At 64.1% G+C, this 24,986-nt stretch carries 24 protein-coding genes and 1 tRNA gene; 8 read left to right on the forward strand and 17 right to left on the reverse strand.

Features of this window, described 5'->3' with window-relative positions; genetic code table 11:
* Positions 1-252 precede the first annotated feature (252 nt).
* Positions 253-378, reverse strand: a complete 126-nt coding sequence (locus J3489_RS38375) for a hypothetical protein (protein ID WP_255555253.1) — start codon at positions 376-378, stop codon at positions 253-255.
* Positions 379-711: 333 nt separating this feature from the next.
* Here J3489_RS38375 and J3489_RS26155 point away from each other — a divergent pair, with 333 nt between their 5' ends.
* Positions 712-2,118: a chloride channel protein gene (locus J3489_RS26155; RefSeq protein WP_207003025.1), complete on the forward strand. Its 1,407-nt coding sequence runs from the start codon at positions 712-714 to the stop codon at positions 2,116-2,118.
* Here J3489_RS26155 and J3489_RS38380 read toward each other — a convergent pair.
* The 4 genes from J3489_RS38380 to minC all read right to left on the reverse strand — a co-directional run bounded on the left by J3489_RS38380 (position 2,112) and on the right by minC (position 4,422).
* Positions 2,112-2,246, reverse strand: coding sequence for a hypothetical protein (locus J3489_RS38380; RefSeq protein ID WP_255555251.1), 135 nt, complete (start codon positions 2,244-2,246; stop codon positions 2,112-2,114). The genes J3489_RS26155 and J3489_RS38380 overlap by 7 nt on opposite strands.
* A 211-nt stretch (positions 2,247-2,457) precedes the next feature.
* Positions 2,458-2,712 carry a cell division topological specificity factor MinE gene (minE, locus tag J3489_RS26160; protein ID WP_102608594.1) on the reverse strand — a complete coding sequence of 85 codons (255 nt, stop codon included), beginning with the start codon at positions 2,710-2,712 and terminating at the stop codon, positions 2,458-2,460.
* Positions 2,713-2,726: 14 nt separating this feature from the next.
* Positions 2,727-3,542: a septum site-determining protein MinD gene (gene minD / locus J3489_RS26165; protein WP_207003027.1), complete on the reverse strand. Its 816-nt coding sequence runs from the start codon at positions 3,540-3,542 to the stop codon at positions 2,727-2,729.
* A gap of 76 nt (positions 3,543-3,618) precedes the next feature.
* Positions 3,619-4,422, reverse strand: coding sequence for a septum site-determining protein MinC (gene minC, locus J3489_RS26170; protein WP_207003028.1), 804 nt, complete (start codon positions 4,420-4,422; stop codon positions 3,619-3,621).
* On the opposite strand from minC, the gene J3489_RS26175 reads away from it, so the two are divergent.
* Positions 4,401-4,595: a hypothetical protein gene (locus J3489_RS26175; protein WP_207003030.1), complete on the forward strand. Its 195-nt coding sequence runs from the start codon at positions 4,401-4,403 to the stop codon at positions 4,593-4,595. The genes minC and J3489_RS26175 overlap by 22 nt on opposite strands.
* A 1-nt stretch (position 4,596) precedes the next feature.
* Here the strand turns inward: J3489_RS26175 and J3489_RS26180 are convergent, their stop codons facing one another.
* The 3 genes from J3489_RS26180 to J3489_RS26190 form a co-directional block, all read right to left on the reverse strand.
* A complete protein-coding gene (locus J3489_RS26180) occupies positions 4,597-5,130 on the reverse strand; it encodes a GNAT family N-acetyltransferase (protein ID WP_207003032.1) in 534 nt (177 codons plus the stop codon).
* A 170-nt stretch (positions 5,131-5,300) separates the two neighbouring features.
* Positions 5,301-6,086, reverse strand: a complete 786-nt coding sequence (gene map / locus J3489_RS26185) for a type I methionyl aminopeptidase (protein ID WP_207003034.1) — start codon at positions 6,084-6,086, stop codon at positions 5,301-5,303.
* Between the two features lie 92 nt (positions 6,087-6,178).
* On the reverse strand, positions 6,179-7,720 hold the full coding sequence (locus tag J3489_RS26190; protein ID WP_242540307.1) for a DHA2 family efflux MFS transporter permease subunit: 1,542 nt from the start codon (positions 7,718-7,720) through the stop codon (positions 6,179-6,181).
* A 149-nt stretch (positions 7,721-7,869) separates the two neighbouring features.
* Here J3489_RS26190 and J3489_RS26195 point away from each other — a divergent pair, with 149 nt between their 5' ends.
* The gene (locus tag J3489_RS26195) at positions 7,870-8,313 is read left to right on the forward strand and encodes a MarR family winged helix-turn-helix transcriptional regulator (RefSeq protein ID WP_207003035.1); all 444 of its coding nucleotides are present in this window, start codon (positions 7,870-7,872) and stop codon (positions 8,311-8,313) included.
* 12 nt (positions 8,314-8,325) lie between these two features.
* A complete protein-coding gene (locus J3489_RS26200; RefSeq protein ID WP_207003037.1) occupies positions 8,326-9,057 on the forward strand; it encodes an ArsR/SmtB family transcription factor in 732 nt (243 codons plus the stop codon).
* Between the two features lie 82 nt (positions 9,058-9,139).
* On the opposite strand, the gene J3489_RS26205 is transcribed toward J3489_RS26200, so the two are convergent.
* The 5 genes from J3489_RS26205 to J3489_RS26225 all read right to left on the reverse strand — a co-directional run bounded on the left by J3489_RS26205 (position 9,140) and on the right by J3489_RS26225 (position 15,541).
* Positions 9,140-9,230: transfer RNA gene (locus J3489_RS26205), tRNA-Ser, on the reverse strand.
* A 130-nt stretch (positions 9,231-9,360) separates the two neighbouring features.
* Positions 9,361-10,659 carry a serine--tRNA ligase gene (gene serS, locus J3489_RS26210; protein ID WP_207003039.1) on the reverse strand — a complete coding sequence of 433 codons (1,299 nt, stop codon included), beginning with the start codon at positions 10,657-10,659 and terminating at the stop codon, positions 9,361-9,363.
* Positions 10,660-10,780: 121 nt separating this feature from the next.
* Positions 10,781-12,091: a replication-associated recombination protein A gene (locus J3489_RS26215; protein WP_207003041.1), complete on the reverse strand. Its 1,311-nt coding sequence runs from the start codon at positions 12,089-12,091 to the stop codon at positions 10,781-10,783.
* Between the two features lie 300 nt (positions 12,092-12,391).
* Entirely contained in the window at positions 12,392-13,126 is a 735-nt protein-coding gene (gene lolA, locus J3489_RS26220; protein WP_207003043.1) for an outer membrane lipoprotein chaperone LolA, read from the reverse strand.
* A gap of 99 nt (positions 13,127-13,225) precedes the next feature.
* Positions 13,226-15,541: a DNA translocase FtsK gene (locus J3489_RS26225; protein WP_207003052.1), complete on the reverse strand. Its 2,316-nt coding sequence runs from the start codon at positions 15,539-15,541 to the stop codon at positions 13,226-13,228.
* A gap of 359 nt (positions 15,542-15,900) precedes the next feature.
* On the opposite strand from J3489_RS26225, the gene trxB reads away from it, so the two are divergent.
* The 3 genes from trxB to J3489_RS26240 all read left to right on the forward strand — a co-directional run bounded on the left by trxB (position 15,901) and on the right by J3489_RS26240 (position 18,504).
* Positions 15,901-16,896 carry a thioredoxin-disulfide reductase gene (gene trxB / locus J3489_RS26230; RefSeq protein WP_207003053.1) on the forward strand — a complete coding sequence of 332 codons (996 nt, stop codon included), beginning with the start codon at positions 15,901-15,903 and terminating at the stop codon, positions 16,894-16,896.
* A 200-nt stretch (positions 16,897-17,096) separates the two neighbouring features.
* Positions 17,097-17,894: a Smr/MutS family protein gene (locus J3489_RS26235; protein ID WP_207003054.1), complete on the forward strand. Its 798-nt coding sequence runs from the start codon at positions 17,097-17,099 to the stop codon at positions 17,892-17,894.
* Positions 17,845-18,504 carry a trimeric intracellular cation channel family protein gene (locus J3489_RS26240; RefSeq protein ID WP_242540309.1) on the forward strand — a complete coding sequence of 220 codons (660 nt, stop codon included), beginning with the start codon at positions 17,845-17,847 and terminating at the stop codon, positions 18,502-18,504. Before J3489_RS26235 ends, J3489_RS26240 begins: the two co-directional genes overlap by 50 nt.
* A gap of 109 nt (positions 18,505-18,613) precedes the next feature.
* On the opposite strand, the gene J3489_RS26245 is transcribed toward J3489_RS26240, so the two are convergent.
* From J3489_RS26245 to J3489_RS26260, 4 genes are all read right to left on the reverse strand, one after another.
* Complete coding sequence (locus J3489_RS26245; protein ID WP_207003056.1) at positions 18,614-19,732, reverse strand: ABC transporter ATP-binding protein; 1,119 nt, start codon at positions 19,730-19,732, stop codon at positions 18,614-18,616.
* Positions 19,733-19,866: 134 nt separating this feature from the next.
* On the reverse strand, positions 19,867-20,712 hold the full coding sequence (locus J3489_RS26250; protein ID WP_207003090.1) for a carbohydrate ABC transporter permease: 846 nt from the start codon (positions 20,710-20,712) through the stop codon (positions 19,867-19,869).
* Between the two features lie 82 nt (positions 20,713-20,794).
* Positions 20,795-21,733 carry a carbohydrate ABC transporter permease gene (locus J3489_RS26255; RefSeq protein ID WP_207003057.1) on the reverse strand — a complete coding sequence of 313 codons (939 nt, stop codon included), beginning with the start codon at positions 21,731-21,733 and terminating at the stop codon, positions 20,795-20,797.
* Positions 21,734-21,827: 94 nt separating this feature from the next.
* On the reverse strand, positions 21,828-23,075 hold the full coding sequence (locus J3489_RS26260; RefSeq protein ID WP_207003059.1) for an ABC transporter substrate-binding protein: 1,248 nt from the start codon (positions 23,073-23,075) through the stop codon (positions 21,828-21,830).
* A gap of 434 nt (positions 23,076-23,509) precedes the next feature.
* On the opposite strand from J3489_RS26260, the gene zwf reads away from it, so the two are divergent.
* The gene (gene zwf, locus J3489_RS26265) at positions 23,510-24,970 is read left to right on the forward strand and encodes a glucose-6-phosphate dehydrogenase (protein WP_207003061.1); all 1,461 of its coding nucleotides are present in this window, start codon (positions 23,510-23,512) and stop codon (positions 24,968-24,970) included.
* Positions 24,971-24,986: the final 16 nt, after the last annotated feature.

The raw sequence follows: 24,986 nt of genomic DNA on the forward strand, positions 1-24,986 counted from the left end.
ACATTCATCTTCACAACGCGGACATCGTGGCCATCATTGCGCTGGCGCTCTTGGGCGCCTTGCTTCTTGCAATCCGCTTTCGGCCGATGACGTGGCGCGGAATCGTCGTCGAGGCCGTGCTCGCGAATGCGGCGGCGATTGCCGCCGTCGTTGCGTTCGAAGCCATCGTCTCCTGACTACGCTCGTCATGGTCCGCCAGGGCCTCATACACGCTCGGCAAGCCCCGGCCGCCTGCATGCGCCGAACCCCCGTTCAGCGATAGTAGTATCCGTGGCCGTAATACCCCCCGTAGTAGTAGCCCGGGTACGGAGCCACCACGCAGCCCCCGAGCGCTGCCGCAAGCAGCACGCCTGCAATCAGTGTCATATGACGTTTCACATCTTTCTCCTGTCGTGTCGGTATGGGTCCGAGTGCCCCCGAACGATTCCGATTAAATATGAGATGGCACGCCGCATCCGTTGCAAGTTGTAAGTGAAGACTCGCCGTCCATTACACGAAATGGCCCGTACACCGTGCCGAGTGCGACGCGGCAGGCGCCTCGGGACGGCATCTCCAACGAATGGCGACAGTTTTAACAACCGTGTAATGCGACACAGATCGGCGACGGCAGCGCGAGCCGTGCATCGCACGTGCGACCGATGCATGGCGTCGAGCACAGCGGGGCGTGCATATGCCCAGGTATAATCGACGCTTTGAAATCTCAGGCATGCCATGGCCCGGGCTATCGTCACCCACTCCTTGTCGATCCGGCACGCCCGGCAAATCTGGCGCCGCTACGGCATCTTCTGGCTCGGCGCGATCGCGGTCGGTCTCACCGCCGTCCTGTACGCGAAACTCATCGATTGGGGATATGGCGCGTTCCGTTCGATGCAGCATGAGCACACGTGGCTGCCGCTCATCGTGACGCCCGCCGTGGCCGCCCTCGCGGTCTGGCTCACACGCAAATTCTTTCGCGGCGCCGAAGGCAGCGGGATTCCGCAAGTGATTGCCACACTGCACGGGGGCACGACCACGCTCGGCCCGCGCCTTCTCACGCTCAAGCTCCTGCTCGGCAAGATCGCCGTTTCGTTTCTCGGCATCCTCGGCGGCTTCACGATCGGCCGCGAAGGTCCGACCGTCCAGATCGGTGCGGCGATGATGTTCAATTTGCGGCGCTTATATCCGCGCTCGAACGCGCAAATCGAGCGGCAGCTCGTGCTGGCGGGCGCGGCGGCGGGCTTGTCGGCGGCGTTCAACACGCCGCTCGCGGGGATCGTCTTTGCGATCGAGGAATTGACGCGCAGTTTCGAGGCGCGCGCGAGCGGCGTGTTGATCACCGCGATCATCATCGCCGGCGTGATCGCACTTGGCCTGAACGGCAACTACACCTATTTCGGCATGATCCAGGTCGGCGCCCACTTTCCGGATCTGCTCGCCGTGGCCGTGCTGCTGACCGGGATCGTGACCGGCCTCGCGGGCGGCTTCTTTTCCTGGCTGCTGCTCAATACGTCGCGCTGGATTCCGCCGCAGCTCGCGCATCTGCAGCGTGAAAAGCCGGTGCAATTCGCAGCGCTGTGCGGGTTCATCATCGCGGTCGTCGGCCTGGTGTCGGGCGGCAACACGTTCGGCAGCGGCTACGCGGAAGCGCGCGGCCTCCTCGACGGGCATGAGCAACTGTCGGTGTTCTATCCGTTCCTGAAGATGATCTCGATGGTCGGCTCGTATTTGCCGGGCATTCCGGGTGGCATCTTTGCACCGTCGCTGTCGATCGGCGCGGGCTTCGGCAACCTGCTGCACCTCGTGTTCGGCAGCATGCAGTTGCAAATGCTGATCGCGCTCGCGATGGTCGGCTATCTGGCGGCCGTCACGCAATCGCCGATTACGTCGTTCGTGATCGTGGTGGAGATGATCGACGGGCATGCGCTCGTGATCTCGCTGATGGCGACTGCGCTGATTTCGAGCCGCGTCTCGCGGTTCTTCGCACCGCCGCTCTACGAGACGCTCGCGCACCGCTATATGAAGCCGCTCGCGCCGGCGGCGGAAACAGCAGGACCGGGGGGCGTCCCCGAGCCGGAAGATCCGGCCGAGGACGAAGTTGCGGCCGAAAGCGCGCCGCAGGAAGAGATGCCGCGTCAGTAAATCACGACCGGCGCCGGCGCGTTCGGCGCGACCACCGCGATTTCCTCGGCGGATGCCGAAGCGGCGGCCATGGCACCGGCGGCCACGATGGCCAACTGAGCGATCAGCAAACGAACGGGTGTTTTCATATCGACCTCTTGATTAGGGTGACGCCATCTTGGCGCTATCCCATTAATGAGCGAGGTCACGGTTTCGCCGACACGCGCCGTATGACGGCGCACTTGAAAGTGCAACGGGATATTTTCTCTGACGCGCGGCGGCGTAGCGCCGCGCAGAGGGAAACAACACGGGGGACGATGCGGAGCAAGAAACGGCAGCCGGAAACCGACTGCGACAGCCTTAAGCCTGCGGAATCTCGATCTTCACTTCGAGCACTTCGAGGTCGTCCTGCCGCTCGAGGCTCACTCGGATGTCGTCATCCGAGATCTTCACGTACTTGGAAATGACGGCCACCAGCTCGCGCTGCAACGCCGGCAGATAATCGGCGGGCGGATGGCCGCCCGCGCGCTCGTGCGCGATGATCAACTGCAAGCGTTCCTTCGCAACCGCCGCGGATTTTTTCTTCTCGCCCAGCAAAAACGAAAGAATCGACATGACGTGCGCCTCCCTTACTTGGTGCCGAAGAGGCGCTGCAACAGGCCTGGCTTCTGATAATCGGTGAAGCGCAGTTCCTTCTTTTCGCCGAGAAAGCGCGCGACGACATCTTTGTAGGCTTCGGCGACGTCGGTGCCGTCGAGGTGCACCGCGGGCAGACCCTGGTTCGACGCGTGCAGCACGGCTTCCGATTCCGGCACGACGCCGATCAAGTCGATACGCAGGATTTCCTGAATGTCCTGAAGCGACAGCATCTCGCCTTCGCTCACGCGCTTCGGGCTGTAGCGGGTGATGAGCAGGTGCTCCTTGATCGGATCCTTGCCTTCGATCGCACGCTTCGTCTTCGACGACAGAATGCCGAGGATACGGTCCGAATCGCGCACGGACGACACTTCCGGATTCGTCACGATCAGCGCTTCGTCGGCGAAATGCATCGCCAGGAGCGCGCCCGACTCGATGCCGGCCGGCGAATCGCAGATGATGTATTCGAAGTCCATCTTGATCAGGTCGTTGATGACCTTCTCGACGCCTTCCATCGTCAGCGCGTCTTTATCGCGCGTCTGCGAGGCCGGCAGGATGAAGAGGTTCTCGCACTTCTTGTCCTTGATCAGCGTCTGGTTCAGGTTCGCTTCGCCCTGGATCACGTTGATCAGGTCGTACACCACGCGGCGCTCGCAGCCCATGATGAGATCAAGATTGCGCAGGCCGACGTCGAAGTCGATCACGGCCGTCTTGCTGCCGCGCAACGCGAGGCCCGATGCAAAACTCGCGCTCGTGGTCGTCTTGCCCACACCGCCCTTGCCCGAAGTCACCACAATGATTTTTGCCATTTATCCTTACCCTGCGTTCGTCAATCATGTTCGATACAGCCCTGCGCAAGCGGCGCGCAACGGATGCGCGCGCGACTTACGTGAGCCGCAACGGTTCAATCATCAATTTCTCTTGTTCGAGCCGGATCTGCACCGCCTTGCCGAGCACGTCGGCCGGCAGCGGGTTCTCAGTCGTCCGATAGATGCCTGCGATCGAAATCAGTTCCGGCTCTAGACACGTGCAGAAAATGCGCGCGTCGTGATTGCCGTGCACGCCGGCGAGCGCTCGCCCGCGCAGCGGCGCGTAAATATGGATGTTGCCTTCCGCGATCACTTCCGCGCCGTAGCTCACGAGGCCGAGCACCACGAGGTCGCCCTTCGCATAGATCTGCTGGCCCGAGCGCAACGGCTTGTCGATCACGAGCGTCTGGCTCGGCGCGACGGGGCGTGCGGCGGATTCGGACTGAGGTGCGGCGGCGGGCGGGATGGTTTCGGCCGGTTGCTCCGATTGCTGCACTTGCGGCACGGCCGCCGGTGCGGCGGATGCAGTGTCTTCGCCCGCGCCCTTCGATGTGCCTGCGCGGCGGTCGCGCGCTTCGAGAAACGGCAGGCCCGCATCGGCGGCCCACGCGTGCTGCGCGGCGTCGGCGACGATGCCGACCGGACGCATGCGCACGCTATCGAGCAGCTTGGCGATATCGGCGAGCGGCACGCGCTCGTTTTCCGCGAGGCGGCGCAAATCGATCGCGACGACGTCGCCCGCGAAGAATTCGGGAGTCGCCTCGAAGCGCCGCGTGAGTTCGTTGGCGAGCGCGTCGAGGTCGGTCGTCTTGACGACGAAGATAAGCGTGTCGACGGAGCCGCTACGAAGTTCGAAGAATGGCGATTTTTTCAGCGACATGGCGTTCCGCAAAAAATTTTGCGTATTTTACAGGCGTCCATGCGGGCAGAAAGAATTTTTGGATTCGCCATGCCATTCTGCGCGAGGAACATCGCGAAGCCTATGCGGCACAGGCATTGAAACGCGGCCGCGTCGGCGGCAAGCACGAGCCGCACCAGCGGAAGAAATCGTAAATCAGCCTTGCAGTGCAGCGTTTTCGTGCCTCACGCGGCGCACGAGCAACGTTTGCCATTCATGCGGCGCGCGAGTGCTGGGCGCATGTTCGCCGGCCGGCCCGAAGCCGAGCCGCTGATAAAAGCGCATCGCGTTGCGGTTGGCGTCCGCGACCCACGCGTAGACCTCGGGCGCGCCTTGCTTCGCGAGCCACTCGCTCGCCGTGTTGACGAGCAGCTCGCCTCCGCGCAAATGCCGTACCGCCGGCGCCACCCACAATTCGCAGACGAATGCGTGATGCGCCGGCGTTTGCTCGAAAAACGCGCAGATCAGGCCGGCAGGGTGCCCTTCGGTGTAAAGGATGAAGGTCGTGGAAATATCGGAAACGGCATGGCTCGCGGCAGTCTCGTCGAACGTCGCTGCGTCGGCGGACAAGGCTTCTTCCAGCGTCTCGCCGAACGCGTACGGCGCTTCGCGCAGGGATGCGGTGCGCAGCTCGCGGTAGGTTTCGCCCTGATCAGCGGCAATACGGCGGACAGTCAGCGATGAACTCATGCGGCTTGGTTTGAGTGGGGACAGGCTAACGCGTAGCTTCAACCGAACCGGCGTGCGAGTCAAATCGTTATTTCGATGACGGGCCTTACCGCTCGCGCAGGCGCAACGAAATGGCACGCCAAAAATGCCGCGTCAATGCGGCGGTTCATAGGTGCCGGATCACCGGCCGGTCACGGCGCTTCATAAGCACCCGTGCCATCGGGCCAGGGCGTCAGGAGTTCGAAGCCGTCGCCGGTGACGGCGACCATGTGCTCCCACTGCGCGGACAGCGAACGGTCCTTGGTGACGACGGTCCAGCCGTCGCGCAGCACGGCGGTACCCGCCCGCCCCGCGTTGACCATCGGCTCGATCGTAAATACCATGCCGGGCTTGAGCTTCAGGCCCTGCCCCGGCTGCCCGTAGTGCAGCACTTGCGGATCCTCGTGATAGACCTTGCCGATACCGTGTCCGCAATAGTCGCGCACGATCGAATAGCCCTCGCGCTGCGCGACGCGCTGGATCGCGTGACCGACGTCGCCGAGCGTCGCGCCCGGCCGAACTTGCCGGATGCCCGCGACCATCGCTTCGTACGTCGTATCGACGAGATGCCGCGCGACCGGGCTCGGCTCGCCGACGCAATACATGCGGCTCGTATCGCCGAAGTAGCCGTCCTTGATCACGGCCACATCGAGGTTGACGATGTCGCCGTCGCGCAGGACTTCGTTGCGATTCGGAATGCCGTGGCACACGACATGATTCACCGACGCGCAAACCGTCTTCGGAAAGCCCAGGTAGCCGACGTTTGCCGGAATCGCCTTCAACGTGTCGACGATGTAGTCGTTGCAGATCGCGTCGAGCTGCTCGGTGGTGACGCCGGCGCGCATGTGTTCGCCGATCATCGCGAGCACGTCGGCAGCGAGACGGCCGGAAATGCGCAGCTTCTCGATGTCGGCGGGGGTCTTGTAGGTGAGGGTCATCGATGTCGTATTCCGTCGTGCAGGCGGCATGCCCGGTCCGCGAACCGGCGCGAGCATCCGGCATTGTACAGACGCGGCCATCGGCGCCGCTTTCAGTCGGCGGCCGCGTGCGCGAGGCTGTTGTCCGACGACTTGGCGGCCGGCCGGATCAACAGCACGAGCGGAATCACAAAAAGCGTCGCAACGAACATCAGCTTGAAATCGTTGAGATAGCCGATCATCTGCGCCTGCTGCGTGATGTTCAGGTTCATGAGCGCAAGCGCGCTCGCGCGCGACCCGTCGGCAATCATGGGCTGCACGGCCGGGTTGAACGCGTTGATGTTGGCGGCAAGATCCGCGTGAGCGACCTGCGTGCCGCGCGTCATCAAAGTCTGCACGATCGAAATGCCGATGCTGCTGCCGATGTTGCGCATCAGGCTGTACGTCGCGGTGCCGTCGGCGCGCAGCTCGGGTGTCAGCGTCGAGAACGCCAGCGCGGAAAGCGGCACGAACACGAGCCCGAGGCCGAAACCCTGGATCGTGCCCGGCCACACGATATCGGACGCCGACAGCACGATCGTGTACTGCATCATCTGCCACAGTGCGAATGCGGAGATCAGAAAGCCCGCGAGCAGCAGCAGGCGCGCATCGATGCGCCGCAGAAGCCGGCCCGCCAGCATCATCGACACCATCGTGCCGACGCCGCTCGGCGCGGTGACGAGCCCCGTCGTCGCGACCGGATAGCCCATCAGGTTCTGCAGCATCGGCGGCAAGAGCGCGCGCGTCGCGTACATCACCGCGCCGATCACGAAGATGAAGAACGTGCCCGTCGCAAAGTTGCGGTCCTTGAGCAATTGATAGCGAAAGAACGTGTTCGGGCCGGAGGTCGCGGTGTGCACGATGAAGAACGCGAAGCTGATCCCGGCGAGCAGCGCCTCCGTGACGATTTCGAGCGAGCCGAACCAGTCGAGCTGTTCGCCGCGATCGAGCAGCGCCTGCAGCGCGCCGATCGCGAGGCCCAGCGTCGCGAAGCCGAACAGGTCGAACTTGGCGTCGGGCCGCGGCGCGCGCTGCGGCAGGAACGTGAGCACGCCGAAGAGCGCGAACGCGCCGATCGGCACGTTGATGAAGAACACCCAGCGCCAGTTATAGCTGTCGGTAAGCCAGCCGCCGAGCGTCGGCCCGAGGATCGGTCCGACCATCACGCCCATGCCCCAAACGGCCATCGCTTGCCCTTGCCGCTCGCGCGGATTGATGTCGAGCAGAATCGATTGCGACAGCGGCACGAGCGACGCGCCGAACACGCCCTGCAAGAGGCGCGACGCGACGATCTGCGTGAGCGTCTCCGACAGCCCGCACAGCGCCGACACGAGCGTGAACCCGGCAATCGACATCGCAAGCAGGCGCTTCACGCCGAAGCGGTCGGAGAGCCAGCCGGTGAGCGGGGTCGCGATCGCCGCGGCGACGATATAGGACGTCAGCACCCAGGTGATCTCGTCCTGCGACGCCGACAGCGTGCCCTGCATATGCGGCAGCGCAACGTTCGCGATAGTGCTGTCGAGTGTCTGGAGCAGCGTCGCGAGCATGATCGAGAGCGTGATCATGCCGCGGTTGAGCGGCGCGGCGGCGCCTTCGCGCGCCAAATTTGCGGACATTGTCGAGGAGAGGGTCGTTAATAATAAGCATGCTTATTATATAGCCGGGCGCCCACTCGGCAATCGGGGCTTTCCCAGCGTTATCGTCGAGCGCCGCGCCTCCGGCAGCACACCACGGCGCCCCCCCCTGCGTTCCGTATAATCGCCCGATGACCACCGATCTCGACAAACGCTTCGGCTTCTTGATCTCCGACGTCGGCCGCCTTTGCGGCAAGCGGTTCGACGATCTCGCGAAGTCGTCCGTGGAACTCACGCGCGCGCAATGCCGCGCGCTCGCCTATCTCTCGCACTTTGGCAATGTGAATCAGGCGCGCCTCGCCGATCTGCTCGAAGTCGCGCCGATCTCGGCAGGGCGGCTCCTCGACCGGATGGAGGAAGGCGGCTGGGTCGAGCGTCCCGCCAATCCGAACGACCGCCGCGAGCGGCAGGTGCGGCTCACCGAGAAAGCAGAGAATGCGATGGGAACCGCGCGCCGCGTCGGCGACGAAGTCGCGGCCGAGGCGCTCGCGGGATTCAGCGCGGAGGAAGTCGAACAGTTGATTGCGATGCTGCGCCGCGTGCGCGCGAACCTGAGTTCGCTCGTCGACCTTTAATGGAGCGCGGGAATGAACCAGCTCACCATCTCGTCCGTTGCCTACCTGATCGCCGAGCCGGTACGCGCCGCGATGCTGATCACGCTCACAGACGGCAGCGCGCTTCCCGCGGGCGCGCTCGCCGACGCCGCGGGTGTCACGCCGCAGACGGCCAGCTCCCACCTCGCGAAGCTATTGACAGGCGGCCTCGTGACCGTCGAAGCCAAAGGTCGGAATCGCTATTACCGGATTGCCGGCCCGCATGTGGCGCTCGCGCTGGAAAGCCTCGCGTCGGTCGGCCCGGTGACGCCGGCCTGGCGCAGTCCCCCTACCCGTGCGGCAAAGGAATTGCGTTTTGCGCGCTGCTGCTATGACCACCTTGCGGGGCAAATTGGCGTCGCCGTCACGCGAGGCATGCTCGAGCGCGGCTTCATCTTCGAAGGCGGCGAGCGGGACTATGGCTTGACGCCGTCCGGTGTGAATTGGCTGCGCTCGCTCGGGCTCGACGTCAGTGGAATCGAGTTCGATGAACCGGGCGCCGCCCGTCAGTGCCTCGACTGGACCGAGCGCCAATATCACGTTGCCGGTCCTTTCGCCGCGCGGCTGATGAACGCGTTTTTCGCATGGGATTGGATACGCCGCGTGCCTGGAAAGCGGACTGTCGTCGTCACGCCGCTCGGGTGGGCGGCGCTCAAGCAGCATTTCGGTATTGAGCGAGAAGGCAGGGACGGATTGTACGTGTTGCCGGCGACAGTCAGCGTCTAGGCCACCGTTGATCCCGCGCACTCGCTGCAACGACAATTCGAAGGCGAAAAAAATGCCCGCTTTTTGCGGGCTTTTTGAATGCTGGCGGAAAGGGTGGGATTCGAACCCACGATACGGTATAACCGTATACCGGATTTCGAGTCCGGCGCATTCGACCACTCTGCCACCTTTCCGGTTTCTACAACCTTCACCAAGCTGGTCGCTGCTCGGCGAAGCGAAGATTGTAGTACATCCACGATCGAATTCCAAGCCCTTTTGCACGACAACAGCGACGAAAATACCGGCAACGCGATTCGTGCGTCATCAAGTCGCCGACGTAGCGTCGAGCCGCGCGACGCCGCCAAGATACGGACGCAGCACCGCCGGCACCGTCACCGATCCATCCGCGTTCTGGAAATTCTCGAGCACCGCGACCAGCGTGCGCCCCACCGCGAGGCCCGAACCGTTCAGCGTATGCACAAGTTCCGGCTTGCCCTGCGCATTGCGGTAGCGAGCCTGCATGCGGCGCGCCTGGAACGCTTCGGTATTCGAGCAGCTCGAAATCTCGCGATAGGTGTTCTGCGCCGGCAGCCACACTTCGAGGTCGTAAGTCTTCGCCGCGGAAAAGCCCATGTCGCCGGTGCAAAGCGTAATCACGCGATACGGCAGCTCGAGCTTCTGCAGAATCGTCTCCGCATGCAGGACCATCTGTTCGAGCGCGTCGTACGAAGTCTCGGGTGCGACGATCTGCACCATCTCGACCTTGTCGAACTGATGCTGACGAATCATCCCGCGCGTATCGCGGCCGTACGAACCGGCTTCCGATCGGAAGCACGGCGAATGCGCTGTCAGCTTGATCGGCAGCGCGCTGCCTTCGACGATGCTGTCGCGCACCGTGTTCGTCAGCGAAATCTCCGACGTCGAAATCAGGTATTGCGTCACAACGTTCTCGCCGCCGCCCTTCTCGACGCGGAACATATCGTCGGCGAACTTCGGCAGCTGGCCCGTTCCGTACAGGATCTCGGGATTGACGATGTACGGCGTATAGATTTCCGTATAGCCGTGCTGCAGCGTGTGGGTATCGATCATGAACTGCGCGAGCGCGCGATGCAGCCGCGCGATCTGTCCGCGCAGCATCGTGAAACGCGCACCCGCGAGCTTTGCGCCGGTCTCGAAGTCGAGGCCAAGCGGCGTGCCCACGTCGACATGGTCCTTCACCTCGAAATCGAATTGGCGCGGCGTGCCCCAGCGGCGCACTTCCACGTTGGCGGATTCGTCGTCGCCGAGCGGCACGCTTTCGTGCGGAAGATTCGGCATACCGAGCATCAGGTCCGACACGCGCGCCTGCACGTCTTCGAGCTGGGCAGCGGACGCCTTCATCTCGTCGCCGATGCCGCTCACTTCCGCCATCACCGCCGACGTGTCCTCGCCGCGCCCCTTCATCGCGCCGATCTGCTTCGACAAGCTGTTGCGGCGCGACTGCAATTCTTCGGTGCGGGTCTGGATGGCGCGGCGTTCCGCTTCGAGCGCGGAGAACGCAGCGGCGTCGAGGGTGTAACCGCGGTCGGCGAGGCGCCTGGCGACGCCGTCGAGGTCTTTGCGCAGCAACTGGATGTCGAGCATGGGAGGGAACAGTCTTCGTTGTATGAAGGGGGGATTTTAGCGCACCGGCACGGTGCTCAGGCGCATCGGCCGGTGCGCTCGGGGCGCTTGCAGCAATACTTCTCGACGACGGACAGGCCTCCTACTCGGACTCCCCCGCCTTCTTGTCGAGGTCCCGCAACCAAGCGAGCTTTTCCGCGATCTTCGTTTCCAGCCCTCGCGGCACCGGCTCATACCAGCCGGGCTCGCGCATGCCTTCGGGCAGATACGTCTCCCCGGCTGCATACGCATTCGGCTCGTCGTGCGCGTAGCGGTATTCGCGGCCGTAACCGAGCTCCTTCATCAAGCGAGTCGGCGCATTGCGCAAATGGACCGGCACTTCGCGCGACTTGTCCTGCTTCACGAACGCCATCGCCTGATTGAACGCCTTGTACCCGGCGTTGCTCTTCGCCGCGCACGCGAGGTAGATCACGGCCTGGCCGAGCGCCAGCTCGCCCTCGGGCGAGCCGAGCCGCTCGAAGGTCGCGGCCGCATCGTTCGCGATCTGCATCGCGCGCGGGTCGGCAAGGCCGATGTCCTCCCACGCCATCCTGACGATGCGCCGCGAGAGGTACTTGAGATCAGCCCCGCCGTCGATCATCCGGCAGAACCAGTAGAGCGCCGCATCCGGATGCGAGCCGCGCACCGACTTGTGAAGCGCCGAGATCTGGTCGTAGAAGTGCTCTCCGCCCTTGTCGAAGCGCCGCACGTTCAGCGTCATCGCGTTCGCGACGAAGTCGGCGTCGATATGCATCTTCTTCGACGAAAGCGCCGCCGTCTGCGCCTGCTCGAGCAGGTTCAGGAAGCGCCGTGCATCGCCGTCGGCGTAACCGATCAGCGTATCGACCGCCTGCTCGTCGAAGACGAGATCCGTCAGCGCCGCTTCCTGCGCGCGCCGCAGCAACTGCCGCAGTTCGTCGTCGGACAGCGACTTGAGCACATAAACCTGCGCGCGCGACAGCAGCGCCGAATTGACCTCGAAACTCGGATTCTCAGTCGTCGCACCGATGAAGGTCACCAGACCCGATTCGACGAACGGCAGCAGCGCGTCCTGCTGCCCTTTGTTGAAGCGGTGGATCTCGTCGACGAACAAGATCGTATGCTTGCCGCGCGTGTTCAGATTCTGCTGCGCGCGGTCCATCGCTTCGCGGATGTCCTTGACCCCGCCGAGCACTGCCGATATCGCGATGAACTCGCAATCGAACGCGAGCGCGGTGAGCCGCGCCAAGGTCGTCTTGCCGACGCCCGGCGGCCCCCACAGGATCATCGAATGCGGCTTGCCCGAGGCGAACGCCAATTGCAGCGGCTTGCCCTCGCCGAGCAAATGGGTTTGACCGATGACCTCATCGAGCGTCTTCGGCCGCAATGCCTCTGCTAGCGGCCGGCGCGGCTCGACTTGGAAGAGATCTGACATGAAATAGCCCCCACGCTCACTTCGTTCGCTGCCCCCCCGAGGGGGTGTCAGTACGTTTGGGGCAGCCCGGCACGTACTGAAATATGAAACAGCCCCCCGCTCTCTTCGTTCGCTGCCCCCCGAGGGGGTGTCGGTACGTTTGGGGCGGCCCGGCACGTACTGAAATATGAAACAGCCCCCACGCTCTCTTCGTTCGCTGCCCCCCGAGGGGGTGTCAGTACGTTTGGGGCGGCCCGGCACGTACCGACATGCGCTGTCCTCCCTGGATGCGTGGCCCGGCGAGCGGGCCGCGCATGACGCTCAGCCGTTCAACACATCCGCGCCCTTCGGCACGACGAACTTGAACGTATCGGCCTTGAGCGGCGGGTTCTTCTGGATGTTCGAGAACGTGAGCAGCGTCACGTTGCCGAACACGTCGTGCAGCTCCATCGCTTCGAGGTTGCCGTCGCGAAAGCCGATGCCCACGCGCTGGAATTGCGTGTCCTTTGCCTTCGGCGTGAGCTCGAGCCAGTCGATGCCGTCCTTCACGCCGGCGTCCTTCAACGTGAAGTTCTTGTCGAGATCGTTGCTGCCGAACAGGATCGCCGCCGGGCTTGCGCCGAGTGAGCCGCCGAGCTTGCGCACGGTGACCTGGTTCAGGTCCTTGTCGTAAACGTAGAGGTTGTCGCCGTCGGCCTGCAGCACCTGCTCATACGGCTTCTCGTACGACCAGATGAACTTGCCGGGACGCGCGAACAGGAACGTGCCGCTCGACGTGGTCTCGATGTTCGGCATCGCCATGTCGCTGCTTGCCCCCTGCGCCTTGCTCGGCGCCTTCACCTGCTTCTGCACGAAATCGCCGCGCGCGGATTTGACTTGCGACACGAACGCCTTCAGCTGCTCGATGCCGCTCGCGAACGCCTGCGGCGCGGCGAACATCGACGCGCCGATGACAGCGATGCTCGCGAGGCGTGCCGCCGAGCGCAGCAGCGGACGGCGCGCGGCATTCGAAACGGAATGGGACGAACGGGCATCGCGCCCGAAGAATTGCAGCATGAGGTGGTTCTCCGTAGATGTGGCTCAGACCGGCTCTAACAGGGTTGACCCGGCGGCGGCAAACCGCGCGACGCGTGGCGGCGCGGCAAGGCCTGCCGCTTAATCGGTTTCGCGCGCCGGCACGAGAATTTCGCGGTTGCCGTTCGACGACATCGCCGAAACGAGCCCCGACTGCTCCATCTGCTCGAGCAGCCGTGCCGCGCGGTTATAGCCGATGCGCAAGTGCCGCTGCACGAGCGAGATCGACGCACGGCGATTCTTGACGACGACTTCGACCGCCTGATCGTAGAGCGGGTCCGACTCCTCGCCGCCCGCGCCAGCCCCGGCGGCGCCCGCCGAGCCCTCGTCGCCGTCGCCGGCGAGCCCGCCTTCAAGAATGCCTTCGATGTAATTCGGCTCGCCGTGCTCCTTCAACTTCTCGACGACGCGATGCACCTCCTCGTCCGACACGAACGCGCCGTGCACGCGCACCGGCAGGCCCGAGCCCGGCGGCAGATACAGCATGTCGCCCATGCCGAGCAGCGACTCGGCGCCCTGCTGGTCGAGGATCGTGCGCGAATCGATCTTCGACGACACCTGGAACGCCATGCGCGTCGGCACGTTGGCCTTGATGAGGCCGGTGATCACGTCGACCGACGGACGCTGCGTCGCGAGAATCAGATGGATGCCGGCCGCGCGCGCCTTCTGCGCGATGCGCGCGATCAGCTCTTCGACCTTCTTGCCGACGACCATCATCAGGTCGGCCAGCTCGTCGATCACGACGACGATGTTCGGCAGGCGCGTGAGCGGCTCCGGCTCGTCCGGCGTCAGGCTGAACGGATTCGGGATCTTCTCTTCACGCTTGGCCGCCTCGTCGATCTTGTTGTTGTAGCCCGCGAGATTGCGCACGCCGAGCTTGCTCATCAGCTTGTAGCGGCGCTCCATCTCGGCGACCGCCCAGTTGAGCGCGTGGCCGGCCTGGCGCATGTCGGTGACGACGGGGCACAGCAAATGCGGAATGCCTTCGTAGACGCTCATTTCGAGCATCTTCGGATCGATCAGGATCATCCGCACCTGCTCGGCGCTCGCCTTGTAGAGCAGCGAGAGAATCATCGCGTTGATGCCGACCGACTTGCCCGAACCGGTCGTGCCCGCGACGAGCAAGTGCGGCATCTTCGCGAGATCGGCGCACACCGGCTTGCCGCCGATGTCCTTGCCGAGGCCCATCGTGAGCGCGGACGGCGCCGCCGCGTACACCTCGGAGCCGAGAATTTCGGAGAGGCGCACCGTCTGCCGCCGCTGGTTCGGCAGCTCGAGTGCCATGTAGTTCTTGCCGGGAATCGTCTCGACGACGCGGACCGACACGAGCGACAGCGACCGGGCCAAGTCCTTCGCGAGATTGACGATCTGGCTGCCCTTGACGCCGGTGGCCGGCTCGATCTCGTAGCGCGTGACGACCGGCCCCGGATACGCCGCGACGACGCTCACTTCGACGCCGAAATCCTTGAGCTTCTTTTCGATCAGACGCGACGTGAACTCGAGCGTATCGGCGGAAATCGTTTCCTGCGCGGGCGGTGCGGGGTCGAGGAGCGCGACGGGCGGCAGCGTCGAATCGCCGGGCAGGTCGGTGAAGAGCGGCACCTGCTTCTCTTTCTCGACGCGCTCCGACTTCGCCGGCGTGACGACCGGCGGCACGATCGTGACGGGCTCGTGCTCTTCGATCCGCACACGGCCCTGCTCGACCTTGCCCTCGCGCTTGACCGCGGCGGCTTCACCGAGCTTGCGGTCGCGCACCGTCTCGCGGCGCAGCTTCGCGAGCGTGACCGCCGAAATGATCGCGTCGCCGACCTTCTCGGCCACCGACAGCCACGAAAACCGGAAATACAGCGACAAGCCGATCGCGAGCGCCACCAGAAGCGCGAGCGTGCCGCCCGTGAAGCCGAGCGCATGCGACACGCCGCGCGCGACCGCCTCGCCGACCACGCCGCCCGGCGCGCGCGGCAACTGCACTTTCAGCGACCACATCCGCAGCGCCTCGATGCCGTCGCAGGCGAGCAGCACGAGCACGAACGCGAAGCCTTCGGTGATCCAGGTCGAATCGCGCGGCGCGTCCTCGTCGGGCGCCTCGCTGCGCGTGATGCGGCGATAGTTCGCGGAAATGTGGCGGGCGAGCAGCACGACCCACCAGTAGGCGGACAGCCCGAACAGCAGGAGCAGGATGTCGGACGTCCAGGCGCCGACGCGCCCGGCCCAGTTGCCGATGCGGTCGACCTGCGCCGCGTGCGTCCAGCTCGGGTCGTGGCGGCTGTAGCTGACGAGCGCCATCAGCAGGAACACGCCGAGCGCGACCTGCAATATCCAGCGAATTTCGGTGAAGAGGCGCGACATGCGATGCGGCAATGCCTGCGCGTTCGCGGAATAGGGAGCTTTGGCCATTGAATCCGTAGTGCATCCTGCGGCATTCGCACGCGAAAGCCGCCAGTCGTTCGATGCGGGCTATTGTAAACGCTGTGTTGCACGGCAGGCTGTAAATGACGGTAACTCGCGACAGTCGTGCAACTTCCGGGCGTGGGTCGTGCGTTTCGGGCCGAAACGGGCCGAAACGGGCCGAAACGGGCCGAAACGGGCCGCCTGGGCTATCGCAGCGATTGAAACGTTCACTGAGCAGCGCCGTAAGCGGGCCTTTATAATGCGAGGCTCGTACCCATCTGCTCTTGCAACCCCGGTTGCATCGGCTCGAACGGATCGAACCGCGCATCCGCCAGCCGACTTTTTTTACGGATTGAAGCCCCATCATGTCCACCCGCAAACACGCCAAAGTCCTGATTCTCGGTTCCGGCCCCGCCGGCTACACCGCCGCCGTCTATGCGGCGCGCGCCAACCTGTCGCCGGTGCTCGTCACGGGCCTCGCGCAGGGCGGCCAGCTGATGACGACGACCGACGTCGAAAACTGGCCCGCGGACGCGAACGGCGTGCAAGGCCCCGAGCTGATGCAGCGCTTCCTCGACCACGCGGAGCGCTTCAACACGGAAATCATCTTCGATCACATCCACACCGCCAAGCTCGACGAAAAGCCGATCCGCCTGATCGGCGACTCCGGCGAGTACACCTGCGATTCGCTGATCATCGCGACCGGCGCGTCGGCGCAGTATCTCGGCCTGCCATCCGAAGAGCAGTTCATGGGCCGCGGCGTGTCGGCCTGCGCGACCTGCGACGGCTTCTTCTACAAGAACCAGCACGTGGCGGTCGTCGGCGGCGGCAATACGGCCGTCGAAGAAGCGCTCTATCTGGCCGGCATCGCGAAGAAGGTCACGGTGATCCACCGCCGCGACAAGTTCCGCGCCGAGCCGATCCTGATCGACCGCCTGCTCGAAAAGGAGAAGGAAGGCGTCGTCGAGATCAAGTGGAACCACGTGCTCGACGAAGTGAAGGGCGACGATTCGGGCGTGAACGGCCTGCGCATCAAGAACGCGAAATCGGGCGAGACGGCCGATATCGACTTGCAGGGCCTCTTCGTGGCGATCGGCCACAAGCCGAACACCGATATCTTCGCCGGCCAGCTCGAGATGAAGAACGGCTACATCATCACGAACGGCGGTTTCAACGGCAACGCGACGGCGACGAGCGTGCCGGGCGTGTTCGCCGCGGGCGACGTGCAGGACCACGTGTACCGCCAAGCCATTACTAGCGCCGGCACCGGCTGCATGGCCGCGCTCGACGCACAGCGCTACCTCGAGAGCGTCCACGAGATGACGCAGGAACACGTGATGAGCCACGAGGCCGACCGGTAAAATGACGGGCAAGCGCGACGCTTAGCCCTCGAAGCCGAACCATCGCATCACAGGGGCCGCGGCCAGACGCCGGCGGCCCCTTTTACGTTCGAGGCGCAAAGCGCGACAGGTGAGTCCGCCTAGGCGAGCCGCAACGAGAAATCGAAGTGCGGTTCGGTGAAGGCGCTTGCCGCCGTTCACTAGCAGTGCATGTCATCGTCATGGCCAAGAACCTACCCCACCCGAGCGAGCCGAAGAAGCAGCGCGCGGCCGTCGAAACGGCCGCTGCGCCACCCGCCCCGCAACCGCCTGCGCCAACGCCCGAGCGCGGCAGCGGCCTCGCCGGCCTCGGCGCCTTGCGCGACGCGCTCAAGGGCGACGCCGCCCGGCGCGAGCGCGAACGGGCCTCGACGGCCCAGGCCGCGCGCGAGGCCGCCTCGGACGCCAACCTCTTTCGCCGCGAAGTCGGCGAAGTCGCGCCGCTGAAAGCGCCGCCGCGCACGCCGAGCGCGCGCACGCCGCCGCCCCCGCTTCCCGTCCAGACGCAGCGCGACGAAGAAGCCGTGCTGCACGAAGCGATCTCCGACGAATTCGATCCGGACGTCCTGCTCGAGACCGACGAAACCCTCTCATACTGCCGTCCCGGCGTGAGCCAAGACGTCGTGAAGAAGCTGCGGCGCGGCGACTGGATCGTGCAGGCGCAGCTCGATTTGCACGGCATGCGCCGCGACGAGGCGCGCGAGGCGCTGGCGGAATTCATTCGCGAATCGGGCAAGCGCGGCCTTAGGTGCCTGCGCGTGATCCACGGCAAGGGCCTGGGCTCGATCGGCAAGGAGCCGGTGTTGAAGGGCAAGGTGCGCGCCTGGCTCGTGCAGAAGGCCGAGGTGATCGCGTTCTGCCAGGCGCGGCCGCACGACGGCGGCGCGGGCGCGGTGCTCGTGCTGCTGCAGCCGGCCAGCGCAACGGGCAATGCCCCGGGCGCCGCCCGCTCCGACCGGGGGACGCGTGGTACATCCTAGGCTGACACTTGCCCTCTCCATCATGGAGACCATCGCCATCCTCGCTTACGCCGCCTCCGGCTTCATCGAAGCGCGCAAGCGCCGGCTCGACGCGATCGGCACGTTTCTCGTCGCGCTCGCCACCGCGTTCGGCGGCGGCACCGTGCGCGACCTCATGCTCGAACGCCGTCCGTTCTATTGGGTCGAGCACCAGGAATACGTGATCGTCATTTTCGTGGCGTCGTTCTTTGCGCCGTACGTCCTGCGCCTGATCTCGCACGTGATCTCCGAGCGCGCGCTCTTGATTGCGGACGCCATCGGACTCGGGCTCTTCAGCGTCGCCGGCACGTCGATTGCGCTCGACGCGCAAATGCCCGCGTTCATCGCGGTGCTGATGGGCGTGACGACCGGCGTGTTCGGCGGGATCATCCGCGACGTGCTGTGCAACGACGTGCCGCTCATCCTGCGCGATTCGCGCCCGTACGCGACTTGCGCGTTTGTCGGGTGCTGGCTATATCTGCTCCTCAATCGGCTCGATTTCGATCCGATTTATAGCGTGCTGATCGCGACCGGCTTCATCCTCGTGGCCCGCCTCGTCACCTACAAATTCGACGTGCGCTTGCCGCACTGACGCAAAAAAAAGACGGTCAGGCGCGGAATCACAACCGCTACCTGACCGCTGGGACATCCTTCAGACCCACGAGCGCAATCTCATCCTTCGGCGCAACCCGTCACGCGCGTCAGGCAATGCGCGCCTCGTTGCTCGGATCGAACAGTACCGCCTTGGACACGTCGAACAACAGATTCATGTTCTGCAACGGTTGCGGGTTCGAAGCCGGGTGCACGCGGCTCACGATCCGCTTCCCGTTCACCTGCGCGAACACGAGCGTATCCGGCCCGGTCGGCTCGATCACGTCGACCTTCACTTCGACCGGCTGCAAGAGCCCGCTTTGCACGTCGTGCGCGCTGCGCGCATCGGTGATGCGCTCGGGGCGCAAGCCGAGAATCACTTCCTGGCCGACGCGGCTCTTCAGTTTCGCGCCGTCGAACGGCAGGTTCAGCACGCCGCGCTTGATGCCCGTGTCGATCTCGACGCCGGCGCCCGCGCCCTGCTCCACGAGCTTGCCCTGGATGAAGTTCATCGGCGGCGCGCCGATGAAGCCCGCGACGAACAGGTTCGACGGCGAATCGTAGATCTCCTGCGGCGCGCCGAATTGCTGAACGATACCGTCCTTCATCACCGCGATCCGATCGCCGAGCGTCATCGCTTCGATCTGATCGTGCGTCACGTAGACGATCGTCGTGCCGAGGCGCTGGTGCAGCAGCTTGATTTCCGAGCGCATTTCGATGCGCAGCTTCGCGTCGAGGTTCGAAAGCGGCTCGTCGAACAGGAACATCACCGGATCGCGCGCCAGCGCGCGGCCCATTGCGACGCGCTGCCGCTGGCCGCCGGAGAGCTGCCCCGGCTTGCGGTCGAGCAGGTGCGAGATCTGCAGCATGTTCGAGACGCGATCGACGATCTGCGTCTGCTCGCTCTTCGGCACTTTGCGGATGTTCAGGCCGAACGAGATGTTCTCGCGCACCGTCATCGACGGATACAGCGCGTACGACTGGAACACCATCGCGATGTCGCGATCTTTCGGCGAGAGGTTGTTCACCATCTTGCCGTCGATCTGGATCTCGCCCTTCGTCACCGTCTCGAGACCGGCGATCATGTTGAGCAGCGTCGATTTCCCGCAGCCCGAGCCGCCGACGAGAATCAGGAACTGGCCGTCCTCGATGTCGATGTTGACACCCTTCAGAACCGGCACTCCGTTCGGGTAGGTCTTGTACACGTCACGGATGGAAAGGCTTGCCATGCTGTGAATCCTCTAGTCGCTGTTACTGCTTTCGAATCCGCGCGCCGTCATGTCGAACGGCTGCGCGGATGCTGATATCGATCGAAAAAGCGCCCGCTTTGAATGCGCGCTGCCGCATCAACGCCAATGCGTCGTCAACCCTTCACCGCGCCCGCCGTCAAGCCGCGCACGAAGTAGCGGCCGGCGATCACGTAGACGAGCAACGTCGGCAGCGCGGCGATGATCGCGCCCGCCATGTCGACGTTGTATTCCTTCACGCCCGTCGAGGTGTTGACGAGATTGTTCAGCGCCACCGTGATCGGCATCGAATCGACGCCCGAGAACACGATCCCGAACAGGAAGTCGTTCCAGATCTGTGTGAATTGCCAGATCAGGCACACCATGAAGATCGGCAGCGACACCGGCAGCAGGATACGCGTGAAGATCATGAAGAAGCCCGCGCCGTCGATGCGCGCCGCCTTCACGAGTTCGGCCGGAATGCTCACGTAGAAGTTGCGGAAGAACATCGTCGTGAATGCGATTCCGTAGACCACGTGCACGAACACGAGGCCGCCGATCGTATTGGAGATGCCGAAGAAGCCTTGCAGGCGCGCCATCGGCAGCAGGATCGCCTGGAACGGGATGAAACAGCCGACGAGCAGCATCGTGAAGAGCGCGTCGGCGCCGCGGAAGCGCCAGTGCGTGAGCACGTAACCGTTGAACGCGCCGATGATCGACGAGATCAGCACGGCGGGAATCACCATCTTCACCGAGTTCATGAAGAACGGCTGCATCCCGTCGCAGCGCACGCCGGTGCAAGCCTGGCTCCACGCCTTGATCCACGGCGCAAAGGTCCAGTGGCTCGGCGGCGTGAGCAAGTCGCCCGCGCGCATCTGGTCGAGATCCTTGAAGGACGTCGACACCATCACGTAGATCGGGAACAGGAAGTACAGCGCAAACAGAATCAAGGCCGCGTAAATGACGGCACGGCTGATCGTCATCCCGGTGCGCGCCGGGCCGCCCCCAAGCGTACCGGGCGCCCCCCCGGGGAGCAGCGAACGCAGAGAGCGTGGGGGCCGTTTATCAGGCTGCATTGCGGGTGCTCCTCGATTCCAGATACATGAGCGGCACGAGCACGGCCACGACGGTTGCGAGCATCATCATCGACGACGCTGCGCCGACGCCGAGCTGCCCGCGGTTGAACGAAAACGTGTACATGAAGATGGCCGGCAGCGACGACGACGTGCCCGGCCCGCCCGCCGTCAGCGCGACGACGAGGTCGAAGGTCTTGATCGTGATGTGGCACAGGATCAGCAGCACCGAGAAGAACACCGGACGCATGCTCGGAATCACGATCTTGCGGTAGATGGTCGGCAAGCTCGCGCCGTCCACCTGCGCCGCCTTGAAGATTTCGCTGTCGACGCCGCGCAGGCCGGCGAGGAAAAGCGCCATCACGAAACCCGTGGATTGCCAGACTGCCGCGATCACGATGCAGAAGATCGCCTTGTCCGCGTCGTTCAGCCAGTTGAAATGGAAGCTCGTCCAGCCCCAGTCGTTCAGCACCTTCTGCACGCCGAGATCGGGATTCAGGACCCACTGCCAGGCCGTGCCGGTCACGATGTACGAAAGCGCCATCGGATACAGGAACAGCGCGCGCAACGCGCCTTCGTTGCGAATCTTCTGGTCGAGCAGGATTGCGAGGAAGAGCCCGAGGCCCACGCAGATCGCAATAAACGGAATGCCGAACCAGCCGAGGTTCTTGGCGGAAGTCCACCACACGTCGTTGGCGAACAGCTCGCGATAGCGATCGAGCCCGACGAACGTGTAGCGCGGCATCAATGTCGAGTTACTGAGCGACAGATAGCCCGTAACCAGAATGAAGCCATAGACGAAAATCAGGCTGATCGCGATGCTGGGCGAAAGCACCAGCTTCGGCATCCAGCGGTCGGCGAGCGCCGACAAAGGCGACGTGCGGCGGGCGGCCGTTGCCGTTTTCCCGTTGCCGCTAAGAGAAGCAGTCACTACTCGACTCCTGAAACTGAATGCTCTTGGTCGTTCTGCGCTCGCCGCCCGTCGGGGACGGGCAGCGAGCGCCCTGCCACTTCGCTTGCTGCGCTTACTTCGTTTGAGCGGCCTTCGCGAGTGCCGCAACCGCGCTCTTCGAGTCCTGGTCCGAGTTCATGAACTTCGTCACGACGTCGGTGATCGCGCCAGCGGTCGCGTCCGGCTGAGCCATGCCGTGCGCGAGCGACGGCACGTAGCCGCCCGACTTGATCGCCGTCTGCTCATCCGCATACGACTTCTTCGCGCAGTCGTCGAACTTTTCCATCGACACGCCGAGGCGCACCGGGATCGAACCCTTGTAGAGGCTGAACTGCTCCTGGAAGCCCGGACTCATGATCGTCTTGGCGAGCGCGAGCTGACCCGGCGATGCGGCCGACTGGCCCTTCTGCTGGAAGAACACGAACGAGTCGACGTTGAAGGTGTAGCCCTTCGCCGTACCCGGCACCGCGGCGCAGATGTAGTCCGAGCCCGGCTTCTTGTTCGCGTTCGCGAACTCGCCCTTCGCCCAGTCGCCCATGAACTGCATGCCGGCCTTGCCGTTGATGACCATCGCCGTGGCGAGGTTCCAGTCGCGGCCCGTGCGGCTGTTATCCATGTAGGACTCGATCTTGCGGACCGTGTCGAACACCTGGACCATCTTGTCGGAGGTCAGCGTCTTCTGGTCGAGGTCGACGAGCGACTTCTTGTAGAAGTCCGCGCCTTGCGACAGCACGACGTCTTCCCACAGCGTCAGGTCCTGCCACGGCTGGCCGCCTGCCGCGACCGGCTGGATGCCCGCGGCCTTCAGCTTGTCGGCGACGGCGAAGAACTCGGGCCAGGTGGCCGGCACTTTCGCGCCGACCTTGTCGAGCGCGGCCTTGTTGTACCAGACCCAGTTCACGCGGTGCACCGAGAACGGCGCGGCGACGTAGTGACCCTCCGCGTGCATGATCTTGTCGATTTCGGGCGGCAGGTTCTTCTTCCAGTCGCCGGCGACCGAGTCGACGTTCACGAGCACGCCTTGCGACGCCCATTCCTGGATCAGCGGACCCTTGATTTGCGCGGCGGCGGGCGCGTTGCCCGAAATCACCTGCGTCTTCAGCGCGGTCATGGCCGCGGCGCCTGCGCCGCCTGCCACCGCGAAGTCTTTCCACGTGTAGCCTTGTTTCTGCATGTCGTCCTTGAGGACGCCGACGGCCTTCGATTCACCGCCCGAAGTCCACCAGTGCAGCACTTCGAGGGATTCTGCCGCCTGCACGGCCGACACACTGCACATGAGACCTGCGGCGCAAAGCGCACCCATGATCGCGCGAAATTTCATTATTTATCTCCTCCAGACACCTGAACAAGAAACGATTGGCTCCCGATGCCGCCGGGAAGCGGTGGTTTGAAAAACAGGCAAAACACTGGACGGTCGAGCTTCGGACTTGCGCGTGCGCACGTGCGCCAGCGCGCCGGTGTTCGGCCGCTGGGCTCTCAAGAGTTAGTTGACATGGGAAGCAACAACGAGTCTCCTCTTTTGATTTTGGCTTGCGCCGCGTCGCGCGGTGCAGGCTCGGGAGGCATGGCACGCACGTGGCGAATCATGCTGCCCGCGCTGCCGTCAGACCGGGGAAAAGACACCGCGCCACACCTGGCGCCAACGCTTTTTTCCTCGATTTGACGTTACCTCTTGATTTGGATTGTAGTTAAACTACAATTCAGTGTCAAAAAAAATTTTATCGGGCTACAACCCTCTGATTTTCGCGGAGACACATGCAAACCGACTCGAGCTTCACCTTCGTTCTCTTTGGCGGAACCGGCGATCTGTCGATGCGAAAGATCCTGCCCGCACTGTATGAAGCGCACCGTGCAGGGATGCTTTCCGAGCAAGGCAAGATCATGGCGGTCGCGCGCCTCGAGACCGACTTGAACGGCTACCTCAAGTGGGTCGAAGAAAACGTCCGAGAATACGTCTCGAAGAAGGGCCTCGACGAGGCCTGCTGGAAGAGCTTTCTGCAGCGCTTCGCGTATCTGCACATGGACCTCGGCAAGCCCGAGGACTTCGCGATGCTGCGCGACGCCGTCGCGGATCAGCCGGGCATTCGCGTGTTCTACCTCGCCACGGGCCCATCGCTCTTCGTGCCGATCTGCCGCGCGCTGGCCTCGGTGGGACTGAACCAGAATTCGCGCATCGTGCTCGAGAAGCCGCTCGGCTACGATCTGCGTTCGTCGAACGCGATCAACGACGCCGTCGGCGAAATCTTCGCGGAAGACCAGATCTACCGGATCGACCACTACCTCGGCAAAGAGCCGGTGCAGAATCTGCTTGCGCTGCGCTTCGGCAATGCGCTGTTCGAGCCGCTGTGGCGCCGCGAATGGGTCGAAAGCATCCAGATCACGATCGCCGAGGAGCTTGGCGTCGAAGGCCGCGGCGACTTCTACGACAATACCGGCGCGCTGCGCGACATGGTGCAGAACCACCTGCTGCAGCTGCTCTCGATCGTCGCGATGGAGCCGCCGCACTCGATGGATTCCGACTCGGTCCGCGACGAGAAATTGCGCGTGCTGCGGGCATTGAAGCCGATCGATCCGCGCGACATCAGCAAAATCGCGGTGCGCGGCCAGTATCATGCGGGCGTGATCAAGGGCACGTCGGTGCCGGCCTACGCGACCGAGCACGGCGTGAAGCCCGACAGCACCACCGAGACTTTCGTCGCGCTGAAAGTGGAGATCGAAAACTGGCGCTGGTCCGGCGTGCCGTTCTTCCTTCGCACCGGCAAGCGCCTCGCCGACCGGGTCGCCGAGATCGTCGTGAATTTCCGTCCGGTGCCGCATTCGGCGCTCGGGCCCACGGCGCTGCGCCCCGGCGCGAACCGTCTGGTGATCCGCTTGCAGCCGAACGAGTCGATCCGCCTCTATTGCCTCGCGAAGCAGCCGGGCGAGGGGATGAACCTGTCGAGCGTGCATCTGGATCTCGCGTTCGACCAGTTCTTCAAGGAAGGCCAGATGGAGGCGTACCAGCGGCTCCTCCTCGACGTCATCAACGGCCGCCTCGCGCTCTTCGTGCGGCGCGACGAGCAGGAGGCCGCGTGGACCTGGGTCGAGCCGATCCTGAACGAATGGAAGGCGGCGAACAAGCCGCCGAAACCGTATGCTTCGGGCACCTGGGGGCCGGCCGCCGCGAGCGCGATGCTCGCGCAGCACGGCACCTGCTGGCTCGAGGAAGAAAATTGAAGGTTTATTTATGATT

It is taken from the genome of Trinickia mobilis (assembly GCF_017315705.1).
Taxonomy (GTDB): domain Bacteria; phylum Pseudomonadota; class Gammaproteobacteria; order Burkholderiales; family Burkholderiaceae; genus Trinickia_A; species Trinickia_A mobilis.